The 15877-nt window shown below is 51.6% G+C and carries 12 protein-coding genes; 4 read left to right on the plus strand and 8 right to left on the minus strand.

Features of this window, described 5'->3' with window-relative positions:
* Together thiG and thiH are read left to right on the plus strand one after the other, a co-directional pair.
* Positions 1-771 (plus strand): thiazole synthase, encoded by a 771-nt coding sequence (gene thiG / locus HV352_RS22125; RefSeq protein ID WP_049043218.1) that lies wholly within the window; start codon positions 1-3, stop codon positions 769-771.
* Positions 768-1901 carry a 2-iminoacetate synthase ThiH gene (thiH, locus tag HV352_RS22130; RefSeq protein WP_049270237.1) on the plus strand — a complete coding sequence of 378 codons (1134 nt, stop codon included), beginning with the start codon at positions 768-770 and terminating at the stop codon, positions 1899-1901. Before thiG ends, thiH begins: the two co-directional genes overlap by 4 nt.
* Before the next feature lie 120 nt (positions 1902-2021).
* Here thiH and HV352_RS22135 read toward each other — a convergent pair whose 3' ends face one another.
* Positions 2022-2234: an RNA chaperone/antiterminator CspA gene (locus HV352_RS22135; protein ID WP_016155304.1), complete on the minus strand. Its 213-nt coding sequence runs from the start codon at positions 2232-2234 to the stop codon at positions 2022-2024.
* A 1090-nt stretch (positions 2235-3324) separates the two neighbouring features.
* Between HV352_RS22135 and HV352_RS22140 the strand changes: the two genes are divergently transcribed.
* Both HV352_RS22140 and HV352_RS22145 read left to right on the plus strand, forming a co-directional pair.
* Positions 3325-3630 carry a PTS sugar transporter subunit IIB gene (locus tag HV352_RS22140; RefSeq protein ID WP_016155303.1) on the plus strand — a complete coding sequence of 102 codons (306 nt, stop codon included), beginning with the start codon at positions 3325-3327 and terminating at the stop codon, positions 3628-3630.
* 4 nt (positions 3631-3634) lie between these two features.
* Positions 3635-3952 carry a PTS lactose/cellobiose transporter subunit IIA gene (locus HV352_RS22145; protein ID WP_016155302.1) on the plus strand — a complete coding sequence of 106 codons (318 nt, stop codon included), beginning with the start codon at positions 3635-3637 and terminating at the stop codon, positions 3950-3952.
* A gap of 147 nt (positions 3953-4099) precedes the next feature.
* Here HV352_RS22145 and rpoC read toward each other — a convergent pair whose 3' ends face one another.
* The 7 genes from rpoC to nusG form a co-directional block, all read right to left on the minus strand.
* The gene (gene rpoC, locus HV352_RS22150; RefSeq protein WP_016155301.1) at positions 4100-8323 is read right to left on the minus strand and encodes a DNA-directed RNA polymerase subunit beta'; all 4224 of its coding nucleotides are present in this window, start codon (positions 8321-8323) and stop codon (positions 4100-4102) included.
* 76 nt (positions 8324-8399) lie between these two features.
* Positions 8400-12428 carry a DNA-directed RNA polymerase subunit beta gene (gene rpoB / locus HV352_RS22155; protein WP_003033111.1) on the minus strand — a complete coding sequence of 1343 codons (4029 nt, stop codon included), beginning with the start codon at positions 12426-12428 and terminating at the stop codon, positions 8400-8402.
* Between the two features lie 320 nt (positions 12429-12748).
* On the minus strand, positions 12749-13114 hold the full coding sequence (gene rplL, locus HV352_RS22160; RefSeq protein WP_000028882.1) for a 50S ribosomal protein L7/L12: 366 nt from the start codon (positions 13112-13114) through the stop codon (positions 12749-12751).
* Between the two features lie 66 nt (positions 13115-13180).
* Positions 13181-13678 carry a 50S ribosomal protein L10 gene (gene rplJ / locus HV352_RS22165; RefSeq protein WP_005132895.1) on the minus strand — a complete coding sequence of 166 codons (498 nt, stop codon included), beginning with the start codon at positions 13676-13678 and terminating at the stop codon, positions 13181-13183.
* Between the two features lie 358 nt (positions 13679-14036).
* Positions 14037-14744: a 50S ribosomal protein L1 gene (gene rplA / locus HV352_RS22170; protein WP_016155300.1), complete on the minus strand. Its 708-nt coding sequence runs from the start codon at positions 14742-14744 to the stop codon at positions 14037-14039.
* Positions 14745-14747: 3 nt separating this feature from the next.
* Positions 14748-15176 (minus strand): 50S ribosomal protein L11, encoded by a 429-nt coding sequence (rplK, locus tag HV352_RS22175; protein WP_003033122.1) that lies wholly within the window; start codon positions 15174-15176, stop codon positions 14748-14750.
* 155 nt (positions 15177-15331) lie between these two features.
* Entirely contained in the window at positions 15332-15877 is a 546-nt protein-coding gene (nusG, locus tag HV352_RS22180; protein ID WP_003033125.1) for a transcription termination/antitermination protein NusG, read from the minus strand.

Genomic DNA, 15877 nt, shown 5'->3' on the forward strand with positions numbered 1-15877 from the left:
ATGTTACGTATTGCCGACAAAACGTTTGATTCACATCTGTTCACCGGCACCGGAAAATTTGCTTCGTCGCAGCTGATGGTCGAGGCGATCCGCGCCTCCGGCAGCCAACTGGTGACGCTGGCGATGAAGCGTGTGGATTTACGCCAGCACAACGATGCCATTCTGGCCCCACTTATCGACGCGGGGGTGACGCTACTGCCTAACACCTCCGGGGCGAAAACCGCGGAAGAGGCTATTTTCGCCGCCCAGCTGGCACGTGAAGCGCTGGGCACAAACTGGCTAAAATTAGAAATCCACCCGGACGCCCGCTGGCTATTGCCGGATCCGATTGAAACGTTAAAAGCCGCGGAAGCATTGGTGAAACAGGGCTTTGTGGTGCTGCCCTACTGCGGCGCGGATCCGGTGCTGTGTAAGCGGCTGGAAGAGGTCGGCTGCGCGGCGGTAATGCCGCTCGGCGCGCCCATCGGTTCTAATCAGGGGCTGGAAACGAAAGCGATGCTGGAGATTATTATCCAACAGGCAACCGTACCGGTGGTGGTTGATGCGGGTATCGGCGTCCCCAGCCACGCCACACAGGCGCTGGAAATGGGTGCCGACGCAGTGCTGGTCAACACGGCAATCGCCGTGGCCGCCTGCCCGGTCACGATGGCTACCGCCTTCCGTCTGGCGGTTGAAGCGGGCCTTCTGGCGCGCCAGGCGGTACCAGGAAGCAAAAGTTCGCAGGCAAGCGCCACCAGCCCGTTAACCGGATTCCTGGAGGCCTTCGTATGAAAACGTTCAGCGACCGCTGGCGCCAGCTTGACTGGGATGACATCCGCCTGCGTATCAACGGTAAAACCGCCGCTGACGTGGAGCACGCCCTCAACGCTTCACAGCTTAGTCGCGACGATCTGATGGCGTTGCTCTCCCCTGCCGCCGCCGACTTTCTGGAGCCGTTGGCACAGCGAGCGCAGCGCCTGACCCGGCAGCGCTTCGGCAACACGGTCAGCTTTTATGTTCCGCTGTATCTCTCGAATCTTTGCGCCAACGACTGCACCTACTGCGGCTTTTCCATGAGCAACCGTATCAAACGCAAAACGCTGGACGAAGATGAGATAAAACGAGAGTGTACCGCTATCCGTGAGCTGGGTTTTGAGCATCTGTTGTTGGTCACCGGTGAACATCAGGCAAAAGTCGGAATGGATTACTTTCGTCGCCATTTGCCCACCATTCGCCGCCAGTTTGCCTCATTGCAGATGGAAGTTCAGCCGCTGTCAGAGGCTGAATATGCGGAGCTGAAGACGCTGGGACTGGATGGCGTGATGGTGTATCAGGAGAGTTATCATGAGGCGATTTACGCTCGCCACCATCTGAAGGGGAAAAAGCAGGATTTCTTCTGGCGACTGGAAACGCCGGACAGGCTGGGCCGCGCAGGGATCGACAAAATTGGTCTTGGCGCGTTGATTGGTTTGTCCGACAGCTGGCGGGTCGATTGCTATATGGTGGCTGAACATCTGCTGTGGATGCAGCAGCATTACTGGCAGAGCCGCTACTCCATCTCCTTCCCTCGCCTGCGCCCATGCACCGGTGGCGTTGAACCCGCATCGATCATGGACGAGCGACAGTTGGTCCAAACCATTTGCGCGTTTCGTTTACTGGCGCCAGAAATTGAGCTGTCGCTCTCCACCCGCGAATCGCCATGGTTCCGTGATCATGTGATCCCGCTGGCGATCAACAACGTCAGCGCCTTCTCAAAAACACAGCCCGGCGGTTATGCCGATAACCATCCTGAACTGGAACAGTTCTCCCCACACGACGCCCGTCGCCCAGAAGCCGTTGCTGAAGCACTAATGGCGCAGGGGTTACAGCCCGTGTGGAAGGACTGGGACAGCTATCTGGGACGCGCTTCGCAGATACCGTAAGTCCGGAGCAATCGCATAAAACGAAAAAACCCGCTTTCGCGGGTTTTTTCTTCACTGTCACTTAACTGCTCAGGCTCTGGCCTTCATCGCTATCGTAAGCATTAGTGAAATTATCGGCGATTACAGCGCGACAACGTTAACAGCAGACGGGCCTTTAGCGCCATTCTCCACAGAGAACTCCACTTTTTGACCTTCGTCTAATGTTTTAAAATCGTTACTCTGGATAGCAGAGAAATGCACAAACACGTCCTTGCTACCGTCCTGAGGAGTGATAAAGCCGAAGCCTTTCTCAGAGTTAAACCATTTTACTAAACCAGTCATTTTGTTAGACATAGATACTTCCTTTCATATTTTTGAGCCGCTTAAGCAGCGAAGATGGCCTGTTTTGCAGAAATTAACTTATGGGGCACTTAGGGAGGAGGCTCATGAAGAAGAGTATCTGAGGATAACGCTTGAACTGAGAACTGCTTTACTAAAACTGCTTTCATAAGGTCTGTGTATCAAACCGATGTCGCTATAGTAGACTTACTTCTAATCAATAAGCAAGCATTAATTTATTTAATAATCGATTAGCGCCGAAATGTTACACCATCGCGGTTGAGCATTTCAGGTAACAACTTGATCTAAAATGAACAAAAGCCCTGACCATTGCAGTCAGGGCTTTAAGTTACTACACACTTCAAATTTAACATTAATAAACTTAACGATTTAATACTGCTGATGGTACTACTTTAAAATGTACACGTTTACTACAGATAATATTGGATATTGATACTAACTAAAACCGTCCTCTATTTACCGTTAAACACATTCCACCCGCTTGATAATAGAACTCAAGGCTGGTGACCTAAACAAGTACACTTCCCCTCGCGACATATACTCTTTGATGCGTTGCCTTATTTCCCTTGCGATAACCAGAAAACAGAAACCGCAAACATTTACTATTAAATCATGGCGTTACATCGTCGCGTTTTACTAACTATTTGCGATTAGATATATCAACTACGTGGCCTGAAAGCATTGTCGAGGTGAATAAATAGCGTTTTCAGCATCGACTATCCCATACAAAAATACTTCGTGGCCTTTATCGCAACCCCCAATCAAGCTCTACTAACACTTACTACGTTAACAGCAAACTACAATTTCTCCGCTGTTAAGTATTAACATACGGGTTTAAAAAATGCTGTCAATACTGTTTTTTATAACATGTCTTTATTAACAGTGATTATATATTCCCGCATATGATAAATGGGTCAACAATCGCCAAATCAGGGCCAGATCGTAGGGTTGAGCCTCTTTTTGTAACCGGTTTCAGAAAAAGTGACTTTCTTTGTGATGCTTTGCACACAATCGTTGCAAAGCAGTTGTTGCTGCGGCTGGCTCGCGATAATTATCAACCCACACATGTTGATCGAGACTGCTTATGAAAAACATCGTTTTATGCTGTGCCGCCGGAATGTCCACCAGCATGCTGGTGCAAAAGATGAAAGATGCCGCCCAGAAAAAAGGAGTCGACGTCACTATCAAAGCGGTCCCGGTGGCTGAGTTTGAAGAGAATATCGCCACTGCGGATATCGTATTGCTCGGCCCACAGGTTAAGTATGAACAGGCCAAGCTGCAGGCGCTCGCCGACCCGCTAGGAAAAAAAGTCGCCGTTATCGATATGATGGATTACGGCATGATGAAAGGCGATGCGGTACTGGACAAAGCGCTGAAACTACTGGAGTGATGGCATGGAAGAGTTAGAAACGATCATCATGGAATTATTGGTAAACGCCGGAGCTGCGCGCAGTCAAGCCCTGACGGCGTTGCAACTGGCGCGTAAAGGTGATTTCGCCGGGGCAGAACACGCGATGATGGAATCACGCGAGTATGTTAAACAAGCGCATAAAATCCAAACCCAGCTGATCGGAATTGACGAAGGCACTGGCAAACTACCGGTTAATCTCATCACTGTCCATTCGCAGGACCACCTGATGAATGCCATGGTGATTCAGGATCTGGCAGGCGATATGATTGAACTGTATCGACGCTTACCGCCAGTAAACTGATCGGATGGCGTAAGCCGTAGGCCTCATAAGCCTGGCGTCATCGTGCCGGATGGCAGCTGCTGCCTTATCCGGCCAACATAATACATCTAAAATCCATCGACATAAAAAAACCCGCCGAAGCGGGTTTTTTATTAGCGTCAGCAACGATTAATCGTTGTCAGAACCGCCCAGGCCTGCGTTCAGCAGTTCTGCCAGGCTGGCAGACGCATCTTCAGCAGTCACCTGCGGAGCAGCTGGCAGTTCGCCCGCTGCGCGGCGGCGCATACGATCCTGGTGGTACGCATAACCGGTACCCGCCGGGATCAGACGACCCACGATAACGTTCTCTTTCAGACCGCGCAGTTCATCACGTTTACCTGCAACAGCGGCTTCGGTCAGGACACGCGTGGTTTCCTGGAACGATGCTGCAGAGATGAAGGACTCGGTTGCCAGAGACGCTTTGGTGATACCCAGCAGATCGCGGGAGAATGTTGCACCCACTTTGCCGTTCGCTTCCAGATCGCGGTTAGCAATCTTGACGCGGGAGTATTCAACCTGCTCGCCTTCCAGGAAGTCGGAGCTACCAGCGCTTTCGATGGTGGCTTTACGCAGCATCTGACGAACGATAACTTCGATGTGCTTATCGTTAATCTTAACGCCCTGCAGACGGTATACGTCCTGAACTTCGTTAACGATATAACGAGTTACAGCATGCACACCACGCAGACGCAGGATGTCGTGCGGCGCTTCCGGACCGTCGGAAACAACGTCACCACGTTCTACACGTTCACCTTCGAACACGTTGAGCTGACGCCATTTTGGAATCATCTCTTCATACGGCTCGCTACCGTCTACCGGGGTGATAACCAGACGACGTTTACCTTTGGTTTCTTTACCAAAGGAAATGATGCCGCTGATTTCAGCCAGGATTGCCGGCTCTTTCGGACGACGTGCTTCGAACAGGTCCGCAACGCGCGGCAGACCACCGGTGATATCCTTGGTACCGCCGGATTCCTGCGGAACACGCGCCAGGGTGTCACCAGAACTGATCTGTACGCCATCTTCCAGCTGAACAATCGCTTTACCCGGCAGGAAGTACTGAGCAGGCATATCGGTGCCTGGGATCAGAACGTCGTTGCCCTGAGCATCAACAATTTTCAGTGCCGGACGCAGGTCTTTACCACCCGCAGTACGCTCTGCAGAATCCAGAACCACCAGAGAAGACAGACCGGTCAGCTCGTCGGTCTGACGAGTAATGGTCTGGCCGTCGATCATGTCAGTGAAGCGGACGAAACCACTCACTTCGGTGATAACCGGCATGGTGTGCGGATCCCAGTTCGCTACGGTTTCGCCGCCAGCAACTTGTTCGCCATCACCTTTCGCCATAACGGAGCCGTAAGGCACTTTATAGCTTTCTTTGGTACGGCCGAATTCGTCGATCAGTTTCAGTTCGGTGTTACGTGAGGTGATAACCAGTTTACCGCTGGAGTTAACAACCGACTTCGCATTGCTCAGACGGATGCTACCTTTGTTTTTCACCTGGATGCTGGATTCAGCAGCCGCACGAGATGCCGCACCACCGATGTGGAACGTACGCATCGTCAGCTGTGTACCCGGTTCACCGATGGACTGTGCCGCGATAACGCCGATTGCTTCACCTTTATTGATGATGTGGCCACGCGCCAGGTCACGACCGTAGCAGTGCGCACATACACCAAAGTCGGTGTCACAGGATACAACGGAACGGACTTTGACGGAGTCAACGGAGTTCTCTTCCAGCAGGTCACACCACTGTTCGTGCAGCAGCGTGTTGCGTGGAACCAGAATATCCGCCGTACCCGGCTTCAGAACGTCTTCAGCAGTCACACGACCCAGAACGCGATCGCGCAGCGGTTCTTTAACGTCACCACCCTCGATAACCGGGGTCATGGTGATGCCTTCCAGCGTGCCGCAATCGTCTTCAGTAACAACCAAGTCCTGCGCAACGTCAACCAGACGACGAGTCAGATAACCGGAGTTCGCTGTTTTCAGTGCGGTATCCGCCAGACCTTTACGAGCACCGTGAGTAGAGATGAAGTACTGGAGTACGTTCAGACCTTCACGGAAGTTCGCGGTGATTGGCGTTTCGATGATGGAGCCATCTGGCTTAGCCATCAGACCACGCATACCAGCCAGCTGACGAATCTGTGCTGCAGAACCACGCGCACCGGAGTCGGCCATCATGTAGATGCTGTTGAAGGAAACCTGCTGCTCTTCTACGCCGTCACGGTTAATCACGGTTTCGGTTTGCAGGTTATCCATCATCGCTTTGGATACACGATCGTTCGCCGCAGCCCAGATATCGATAACTTTGTTATATCGTTCGCCCGCGGTTACCAGACCAGACTGGAACTGCTCCTGGATCTCAGCAACTTCAGCTTCCGCTTCAGAGATGATCTCGTGTTTCTTCTCTGGGATGACCATGTCATCAATACCAACAGATGCACCTGAACGCGCTGCATAAGCAAAGCCGGTGTACATTGTCTGGTCAGCGAAGATAACGGTCGGCTTCAGGCCCAGAATGCGGTAACAGGTGTTCAGCATTTTGGAAATTGCTTTCTTGCCCAGCGCCTGGTTGACGATGGAGAAAGGCAGACCTTTCGGTACGATCATCCACAGAATGGCGCGACCAACGGTCGTGTCTTTCAGGCTGGTGTGCGCAACGAATTCGCCGTTTTCATCTTTTTCGTATTCAGTGATACGCACTTTAACGCGCGCATGCAGAGAGGCCAGACCTGCGCGATAGATACGCTCAGCTTCTTTCGGGCCAGTCAGCACCATGCCTTCGCCTTTGGCGTTAACACAGTCACGGGTCATGTAGTACAGACCCAATACAACGTCCTGAGACGGAACGATGATAGGTTCGCCGTTCGCCGGAGACAGGATGTTGTTGGTAGACATCATCAGCGCACGCGCTTCGAGCTGGGCTTCCAGCGTCAGCGGTACGTGAACAGCCATCTGGTCACCATCGAAGTCGGCGTTATATGCCGCACAAACCAGCGGGTGCAGCTGGATAGCTTTACCTTCGATCAGTACCGGTTCAAATGCCTGGATACCCAGACGGTGCAGGGTTGGTGCACGGTTCAGCAGTACCGGGTGTTCGCGGATAACTTCGTCGAGGATATCCCAAACGACAGCTTCTTCACGCTCAACCATTTTCTTAGCGGCTTTGATGGTGGTGGCCAGGCCACGCAGTTCCAGCTTGCCGTAAATGAACGGTTTGAACAGTTCCAGTGCCATTTTCTTCGGCAGACCGCACTGATGCAGACGCAGGTATGGACCTACGGTGATTACAGAACGACCGGAGTAGTCAACACGCTTACCGAGCAGGTTCTGACGGAAACGACCCTGTTTACCTTTGATCATATCGGCCAAAGATTTCAGAGGACGTTTGTTAGAACCGGTGATCGCACGACCACGACGACCGTTATCCAGCAGGGCGTCAACCGCTTCCTGCAGCATACGTTTTTCGTTACGTACGATGATGTCCGGCGCAGCCAGATCCAGCAGACGTTTCAGACGGTTGTTACGGTTGATCACGCGACGGTACAGATCGTTCAGATCTGATGTTGCGAAACGACCACCATCCAGCGGAACCAGCGGACGCAGATCTGGCGGCAGAACCGGCAGAACGGTCAGGATCATCCACTCTGGCTTGTTGCCAGACTGTACGAATGCTTCCAGCAGTTTGATACGTTTGGTCAGCTTCTTACGCTTGGTTTCGGAGTTGGTTTCGTTCAGCTCTTCGCGCAGAGTTTCGCACTCTTGCTCCAGATCCATGCTCTTCAGCAGGGCCTGGATTGCTTCCGCACCCATCTTCGCGTCGAATTCGTCACCGAACTCTTCCAGCGCGTCCAGATACTGCTCTTCAGTCAGGATCTGTTGACGTTCCAGGTTAGTCATACCGCCTTCGATAACCACATAAGATTCGAAGTACAGTACGCGTTCGATATCGCGCAGCGGCATATCGAGCAGCAGACCGATACGGGACGGCAGAGATTTCAGGAACCAGATGTGAGCGGTCGGAGACGCCAGCTCGATGTGGCCCATACGCTCACGGCGTACTTTAGTCTGGGTCACTTCAACGCCGCACTTCTCACAGATCACACCGCGGTGTTTCAGGCGCTTGTACTTACCGCACAGGCACTCATAGTCTTTTACCGGCCCAAAGATACGGGCGCAGAAAAGGCCGTCACGTTCAGGTTTGAACGTACGGTAGTTGATGGTTTCCGGCTTCTTAACTTCACCGAAAGACCATGAACGGATCATGTCTGGCGAGGCCAGAGCAATTTTGATCGCATCAAACTCTTCGGTTTTAGTCTGCGCTTTCAGAAACTTTAATAAATCTTTCACGGATTTGCTCCCGTCGGAGTTAGCACAATCTGGCGCTGGCTGTTACGCCAGCACCAGTGACCTGTTTGATCGAGAGTTACTCGTCTTCCAGCTCGATGTTGATACCCAGCGAACGAATCTCTTTCAACAGTACGTTGAAGGATTCCGGCATGCCTGGTTCCATCTGATGGTTGCCGTCCACGATGTTTTTATACATCTTAGTACGACCGTTCACGTCATCAGACTTAACGGTGAGCATTTCCTGCAGGGTGTATGCCGCGCCGTATGCTTCAAGCGCCCACACTTCCATCTCCCCGAAGCGCTGACCACCGAACTGAGCCTTACCACCCAGCGGCTGCTGAGTAACCAGGCTGTAAGAACCGGTAGAACGCGCATGCATCTTGTCATCAACCAGGTGGTTCAGTTTCAGCATGTACATGTAGCCAACGGTAACCTGGCGCTCGAACTGCTCACCGGTACGACCGTCGAACAGTGTGATCTGACCGGAAGTCGGCAGGCCACCCAGCTGTAACAGTTCCTTGATTTCAGACTCTTTCGCACCGTCGAACACCGGCGTTGCGATCGGCATACCTTTTTTCAGGTTTTCAGCCAGACGCAGAACTTCTTCATCGCTGAAGGTATTCAGGTCAACTTTCTGACGAACATCTGAACCCAGATCGTAAGCACGCTGGATGAATTCGCGCAGTTTCGCGACTTCCTGCTGCTGTTTCAGCATGGCGTTGATCTTATCGCCGATACCTTTCGCAGCCATACCCAGGTGGGTTTCAAGGATCTGACCGATGTTCATACGCGATGGTACGCCCAGCGGGTTCAGCACGATATCTACCGGCGTACCGTTAGCATCGTGTGGCATATCTTCGATCGGGTTGATCTTAGAGATTACACCCTTGTTACCGTGACGACCTGCCATCTTATCACCAGGCTGGATCCGACGTTTAACCGCCAGATAAACCTTAACAATCTTCAGCACGCCCGGTGCCAGATCGTCGCCCTGAGTGATTTTACGGCGTTTCGCTTCGAGTTTTTTCTCGAACTCGTGTTTCAGTTCGTCGTACTGCTCAGCCAGTTGTTCCAGCTGATTTTGTTTCTCTTCGTCGGTCAGGCCGAGTTCTAACCAGCGATCGCGCGGCAGTTTGTCGAGCTTCTCAGCTTCAACACCACCGGAAACCAGCACAGCGTAGATACGGCTGAACAGGCCAGCTTCGAGGATTTGCAGTTCTTCAGACAGGTCTTTTTTCGCCTGCTTCAGCTGCATCTCTTCGATTTCCAGCGCACGTTTGTCTTTTTCTACGCCATCGCGAGTAAAGACCTGAACGTCGATAATCGTACCGGAAACACCGTTTGGCACGCGCAGAGAAGAGTCTTTAACGTCAGACGCTTTCTCACCGAAGATCGCACGCAGCAGCTTCTCTTCTGGCGTCAGCTGGGTTTCACCTTTCGGCGTTACCTTACCAACCAGAATGTCGCCACCGGTTACTTCCGCGCCGATATAAACGATACCGGATTCATCCAGTTTGGAGAGCGCAGCTTCACCCACGTTCGGGATGTCAGCGGTGATCTCTTCCGGCCCCAGCTTGGTGTCACGGGACACACATGCCAGTTCCTGAATGTGGATGGTGGTGAAACGGTCTTCCTGGACAACACGCTCAGATACGAGGATGGAGTCTTCGAAGTTGTAACCATTCCATGGCATGAATGCCACGCGCATGTTCTGACCGAGCGCCAGTTCACCGAGGTCGGTGGACGGACCGTCTGCCAGCACATCACCACGTTCAACCGGCTCGCCCAGAGATACGCAAGGCATCTGGTTGATACAGGTGTTCTGGTTAGAACGGGTGTATTTGGTCAGGTTATAAATGTCGATACCTGCTTCGCCCGGGTACATCTCGTCTTCGTTAACTTTGATAACGATACGGGAAGCATCCACGTACTGGACGGTACCGCCACGTTTAGCAACAGCGGTAACACCGGAGTCGACGGCAACAGCACGTTCCATACCGGTACCAACCAGCGGCTTATCAGCACGCAGAGTAGGAACCGCCTGACGTTGCATGTTCGCACCCATCAATGCACGGTTGGCGTCATCGTGTTCCAGGAACGGGATCAGGGACGCACCGACGGATACCACCTGCTGGGTGGATACGTCCATGTAGTCAACCTGGTCACGGCTGAACAAGCTGGATTCGCCTTTGCTACGGCAGGTAACCAGATCTTCTACAAAGTGGCCTTCGTCATCCAGGTTGGAGTTCGCCTGAGCGATAACGTAGTTGCCTTCTTCGATAGCAGACAGGTAATGAATTTCGTCAGTTACAACACCGTCGGTCACTTTACGGTACGGAGTCTCGAGGAAGCCGTATTCGTTAGTCTGTGCGTACACAGACAAGGAGTTGATCAGACCGATGTTCGGACCTTCAGGCGTTTCGATTGGACATACGCGACCGTAGTGAGTCGGGTGTACGTCTCGAACTTCGAAGCCTGCGCGTTCACGGGTCAAACCGCCTGGGCCGAGTGCAGAGATACGACGTTTGTGCGTAATCTCAGACAGCGGGTTGTTCTGGTCCATAAACTGAGACAGCTGGCTGGAACCAAAGAACTCTTTCACTGCTGCAGAAATCGGCTTAGCGTTGATCATATCCTGAGGCATCAGGGTATCCAGATCGCCCAGAGACAGACGCTCTTTCACCGCACGCTCAACACGTACCAGGCCAACGCGGAACTGGTTTTCCGCCATTTCGCCTACGGAACGGATACGACGGTTACCGAGGTGGTCGATATCATCGACTTCGCCTTTACCGTTACGGATATCGATGAGCTTCTTCATCACTTCGATGATGTCGTCTTTGCTCAGGATACCGGAACCTTCGATTTCGTCGCGCAGCAGAGAACGGTTGAACTTCATACGACCAACCGCAGACAGGTCATAGCGGTCTTCGGAGAAGAACAGGTTCTCGAACAGGCTTTCAGCAGCTTCACGCGTCGGCGGCTCACCAGGGCGCATCATACGGTAGATTTCTACCAGCGCGCTCAGACGATCGTTGGTTGGGTCGACACGTACAGTTTCAGAAATGTACGGACCGTGGTCCAGATCGTTGGTGAACAGCGTTTCGATACGCTTGTGGCCAGACTGGCTCAGCTTAGCCAGCAGATCCAGACTCAGCTCCATGTTAGCTGCGCAGATCAGCTCGCCAGTAGATTCGTCAACGTAGTCTTTAGCCGCAACTTTACCAGCAATGTATTCAACCGGAACTTCGATATGTTTAATATCGTCTTTTTCCAGTTGGCGAATGTGGCGCGCAGTGATGCGACGGCCTTTTTCGACGTAGACTTTGCCATTAGCTTCGATGTCAAAGGAGGCGGTTTCACCACGCAGGCGTTCCGGCACCAGTTCCATCTGCAGCTTGTTGTCACGAATTTCGAAAACAACTTTCTCAAAGAACAGGTCAAGGATCTGCTCAGTGGTGTAGTTCAGTGCACGCAGAATAATGGTCGCAGGCAGTTTACGGCGACGGTCAATACGTACGAACAGGTTGTCCTTCGGATCGAATTCAAAGTCCAGCCAGGAACCACGGTAAGGGATGATACGCGCGTTATACAGCACTTTACCCGAAGAGTGGGTTTTACCTTTGTCGGAGTCAAAGAAGACGCCAGGACTACGGTGCAACTGAGAAACGATAACACGCTCAGTACCGTTGATAACAAAGGTACCGTTGTCTGTCATGAGCGGAATTTCGCCCATGTAGACTTCTTGTTCTTTAATGTCTTTTACGGTGCCTTCCGGCGCTTCGCGCTCGTAGATCACCAGGCGCAGTTTTACGCGCAGCGGTGCGGAATAGGTCACGCCACGGATCTGACATTCCTGAACGTCAAACACCGGTTCGCCAAGGCGGTAGCTGACGTATTGCAGCTCGGAATTACCGCTGTAGCTCTGAATCGGGAAAACGGAACGGAAAGCTGCTTCCAGACCATACTGCCCTTCAGGATCTTGCTCGATGAACTTCTGAAACGAGTCAAGCTGGATAGAAAGGAGATAAGGTATGTCCAACACTTGCGGACGTTTACCAAAATCCTTACGAATACGTTTTTTCTCGGTATAGGAGTAAACCATTAGGGTTCCTCAGCTCGCTGACAAGTCGACCCATCTGTCCGACGAAGGGACAGTTTGTGCAACACTATTTTGTTGACCGGAAAATCGAATACTTTCCGCAATGCCTGTTGCTATCACGCTTAAACCATTTCATTGCGATTTACACAGAACTGACGTTCTGTCGCAGTATATTAAGACGTCGATAGAAACAAGCATTGAAAGGCACAGCAGTAGTCAAACAGTGTGAAATGCTACTGGCGCCTTACAGCGCAAAAAGGCTGGTGACTAAAAAGTCACCAGCCATCAGCCTAATTTCTTAGGCTGCAACCAGAAAAGTTGGCTTATTTAACTTCAACTTCAGCGCCAGCTTCTTCCAGAGATTTTTTCAGTGCTTCTGCGTCGTCTTTGCTCACGCCTTCTTTCAGCGCAGCCGGTGCAGATTCTACCAGGTCTTTAGCTTCTTTCAGACCCAGGCCAGTTGCGCCACGTACTGCTTTGATAACAGCAACTTTGTTAGCGCCTGCAGCTTTCAGAATTACGTCGAATTCAGTTTTTTCTTCAGCAGCTTCAGCCGGGCCAGCAGCTACAGCTACAGCAGCAGCAGCAGAAACACCGAATTTTTCTTCCATTGCAGAAATCAGTTCTACAACGTCCATTACGGACATAGCGGATACTGCTTCAATGATTTGATCTTTAGTGATAGACATTTAAATTGTTCCTGAAAATCAGAATAAGTTTATACGTAAGCAGATGCTTTACAAAGATAACTGCGATTAAGCAGCTTCTTTCGCATCGCGTACAGCAGCCAGAGTACGAACCAGTTTGCCAGCCGAAGCTTCTTTCATGGTTGCCATCAGGCGTGCAATTGCTTCTTCGTAGGTCGGCAGAGTTGCCAGGCGATCGATATTCGATGCCGTAATCAACTCACCTTCAAAGGCTGCGGCTTTGACCTCAAATTTTGCATTCGCTTTCGCGAACTCTTTGAACAGACGAGCAGCAGCGCCCGGGTGTTCCATAGAGTATGCAATCAGGGTCGGACCAACAAACGTGTCTTTCAGGCACTCGAACTGAGTACCTTCAACGACGCGGCGCAGCAGGGTGTTACGAACAACACGCATGTATACGCCAGCTTCACGACCTGCTTTACGCAGTTCAGTCATTTTATCTACAGTTACGCCACGGGAATCCGCAACTACTGCAGACAGCGCGCCTTTGGCTACTTCGCTGACTTCAGCAACAATCGCTTGTTTGTCTTGAAGATTTAAAGCCATTAGCTTTGCTCCTGGATGTTTGCCGGAACTCATGTTCCGGAACTCACTTCACTCCCCCCAACGGAGAGAGCGTCTAAATACGGTGAGCAGAAACAAGCCAGAGTATCAGAAATAATCTTAGCGTTCTGTCACCGTCTACGCAGGGCATTAAGTTTCTTACGAAACACCTGCGGTCTTCGACGGAGGCCTGGATTAGGCCAGGCTCCAACGAACAAATCTTTTCTATCTGTCGCTATTCAATCTGTAGCGGCGTTGACTGCCTTGCCACAGCCTGAATATCTCGGATATACGTCTGCAATTAGCAGAATACGTGGGGGTAAGATTGTAGACAAAATCACCGCCCACGTAAAGGCGAATATTAGTTCGCCACAGTCGCAGTCAGACCGGACTGATCAACGGCAACGCCAGCACCCATGGTGGTGGAGATGCTAACTTTCTTGATGTACACGCCTTTTGCCTGAGTCGGTTTTGCTTTTTTCAGCGCAACCAGCAGAGCTTCCAGGTTTTCTTTCAGTTTGTCAGCGTCAAAATCCACTTTACCGATGGTGGTGTGAATGATGCCGTTTTTGTCGTTACGGTAACGAACCTGACCAGCTTTAGCATTCTTAACAGCTTCAGCAACGTTAGGAGTTACAGTACCAACTTTCGGGTTTGGCATCAGGCCGCGCGGACCCAGAACCTGACCCAGCTGGCCAACAACGCGCATTGCATCCGGGGAAGCAATAACAACGTCAAAGTTCATTTCGCCTTTCTTGATCTGTTCAGCCAGATCTTCCATACCTACCAGCTCAGCGCCTGCAGCTTTAGCAGCTTCAGCGTTTGCACCCTGGGTAAATACGGCTACGCGAACGGAACGGCCAGTACCGTGCGGCAGTACAGTTGCACCACGTACGTTCTGGTCAGATTTACGAGCATCGATGCCGAGGTTAACAGCAACGTCCACGCTTTCTACGAATTTAGCAGTGGCCAGCTCTTTCAGCAGAGCGATAGCTTCGTTGATGTCATACTGCTTAGTAGCATCAACTTTGTCACGGATCACGGACATGCGCTTGGTCAGTTTAGCCATTTCTTAGTCCTCCACTACCAGGCCCATGGAACGTGCAGTACCTTCAATGGAGCGAGTCATCGCTTCAATGTCGGAACCAGTCATGTCGGCAGCTTTGGTCTGCGCGATTTCCTGCAGCTGAGCGCGGGAAATTTTACCCACTTTGTCTTTGTTCGGCTTGCCGGAACCAGACTTGATACCAGCCGCTTTCTTCAGCAGAACTGCTGCCGGAGGCGTTTTGGTAACGAAAGTGAAAGAACGGTCAGCGTAAACGGTGATAACAACCGGGATTGGCAGACCTTTTTCCATGGAATCAGTTTTAGCGTTGAACGCTTTGCAGAATTCCATGATGTTCACGCCTTGTTGACCCAGTGCAGGACCTACCGGCGGACTCGGGTTAGCCATACCAGCTGCAACCTGCAGCTTGACATAGGCTTGGACTTTCTTAGCCATTCTAAATTCCTCTAGTTGGGTTATAACGCCTCAAGGAGGCTCCCCGTGATTAAATTCGTTTTACGGATAGGATCCATAAAAACAAAAGGCGCGAAATTGTATTCCAATCTCGCGCCTTGTGCAACGATTAAATCGTCGCTTTTTTGATCGGGGTGTTAGGCTTTTTCAACCTGAGCGAAGTCCAGTTCAACCGGAGTCGCACGACCGAAGATAGATACGGAAACTTTCAGACGAGACTTCTCGTAGTCCACTTCTTCAACCACGCCGTTAAAGTCAGCGAACGGACCGTCGCTAACGCGAACCATTTCACCTGGCTCAAACATCGTTTTCGGACGCGGCTTGTCGCCAACCTGCTGCAGACGGTTCATGATCGCATCAACTTCTTTGTCGCTGATCGGCGCCGGACGGTCAGATGTACCGCCGATAAAGCCCATCACACGCGGCACGCTGCGCACCAGGTGCCAGCTTGCGTCATTCATCACCATCTGGACCAATACATAGCCCGGGAAGAATTTACGTTCGCTCTTGCGACGCTGGCCGCCACGGATTTCGACCACTTCTTCGGTCGGCACCATGACTTCGCCAAACAGCTCTTCCATATTTTGTAACTTGATATATTCGCGCAGCGATGTAGCTACGCGGCCTTCAAAACCGGAAAACGCCTGAACGACGTACCAGCGCTTTTTAGGGGCTTCAGACAT

The organism is Citrobacter sp. RHBSTW-01044, from assembly GCF_013781945.1.
Classification (GTDB): domain Bacteria; phylum Pseudomonadota; class Gammaproteobacteria; order Enterobacterales; family Enterobacteriaceae; genus Citrobacter; species Citrobacter braakii.

Bases quoted from the DNA above. Each gene is read 5' to 3' on its own strand.
- rplL (WP_000028882.1), bottom strand. From the start codon at position 13,114: ATGTCTATCACTAAAGATCAAATCATTGAAGCAGTATCCGCTATGTCC.
- rplA (WP_016155300.1), bottom strand. From the start codon at position 14,744: ATGGCTAAACTGACCAAGCGCATGTCCGTGATCCGTGACAAAGTTGAT.
- rpoB (WP_003033111.1), bottom strand. From the start codon at position 12,428: ATGGTTTACTCCTATACCGAGAAAAAACGTATTCGTAAGGATTTTGGT.
- rplK (WP_003033122.1), bottom strand. From the start codon at position 15,176: ATGGCTAAGAAAGTCCAAGCCTATGTCAAGCTGCAGGTTGCAGCTGGT.
- HV352_RS22140 (WP_016155303.1), top strand. From the start codon at position 3,325: ATGAAAAACATCGTTTTATGCTGTGCCGCCGGAATGTCCACCAGCATG.
- rplJ (WP_005132895.1), bottom strand. From the start codon at position 13,678: ATGGCTTTAAATCTTCAAGACAAACAAGCGATTGTTGCTGAAGTCAGC.
- HV352_RS22145 (WP_016155302.1), top strand. From the start codon at position 3,635: ATGGAAGAGTTAGAAACGATCATCATGGAATTATTGGTAAACGCCGGA.
- HV352_RS22135 (WP_016155304.1), bottom strand. From the start codon at position 2,234: ATGTCTAACAAAATGACTGGTTTAGTAAAATGGTTTAACTCTGAGAAA.
- thiG (WP_049043218.1), top strand. From the start codon at position 1: ATGTTACGTATTGCCGACAAAACGTTTGATTCACATCTGTTCACCGGC.
- nusG (WP_003033125.1), bottom strand. From the start codon at position 15,877: ATGTCTGAAGCCCCTAAAAAGCGCTGGTACGTCGTTCAGGCGTTTTCC.
- thiH (WP_049270237.1), top strand. From the start codon at position 768: ATGAAAACGTTCAGCGACCGCTGGCGCCAGCTTGACTGGGATGACATC.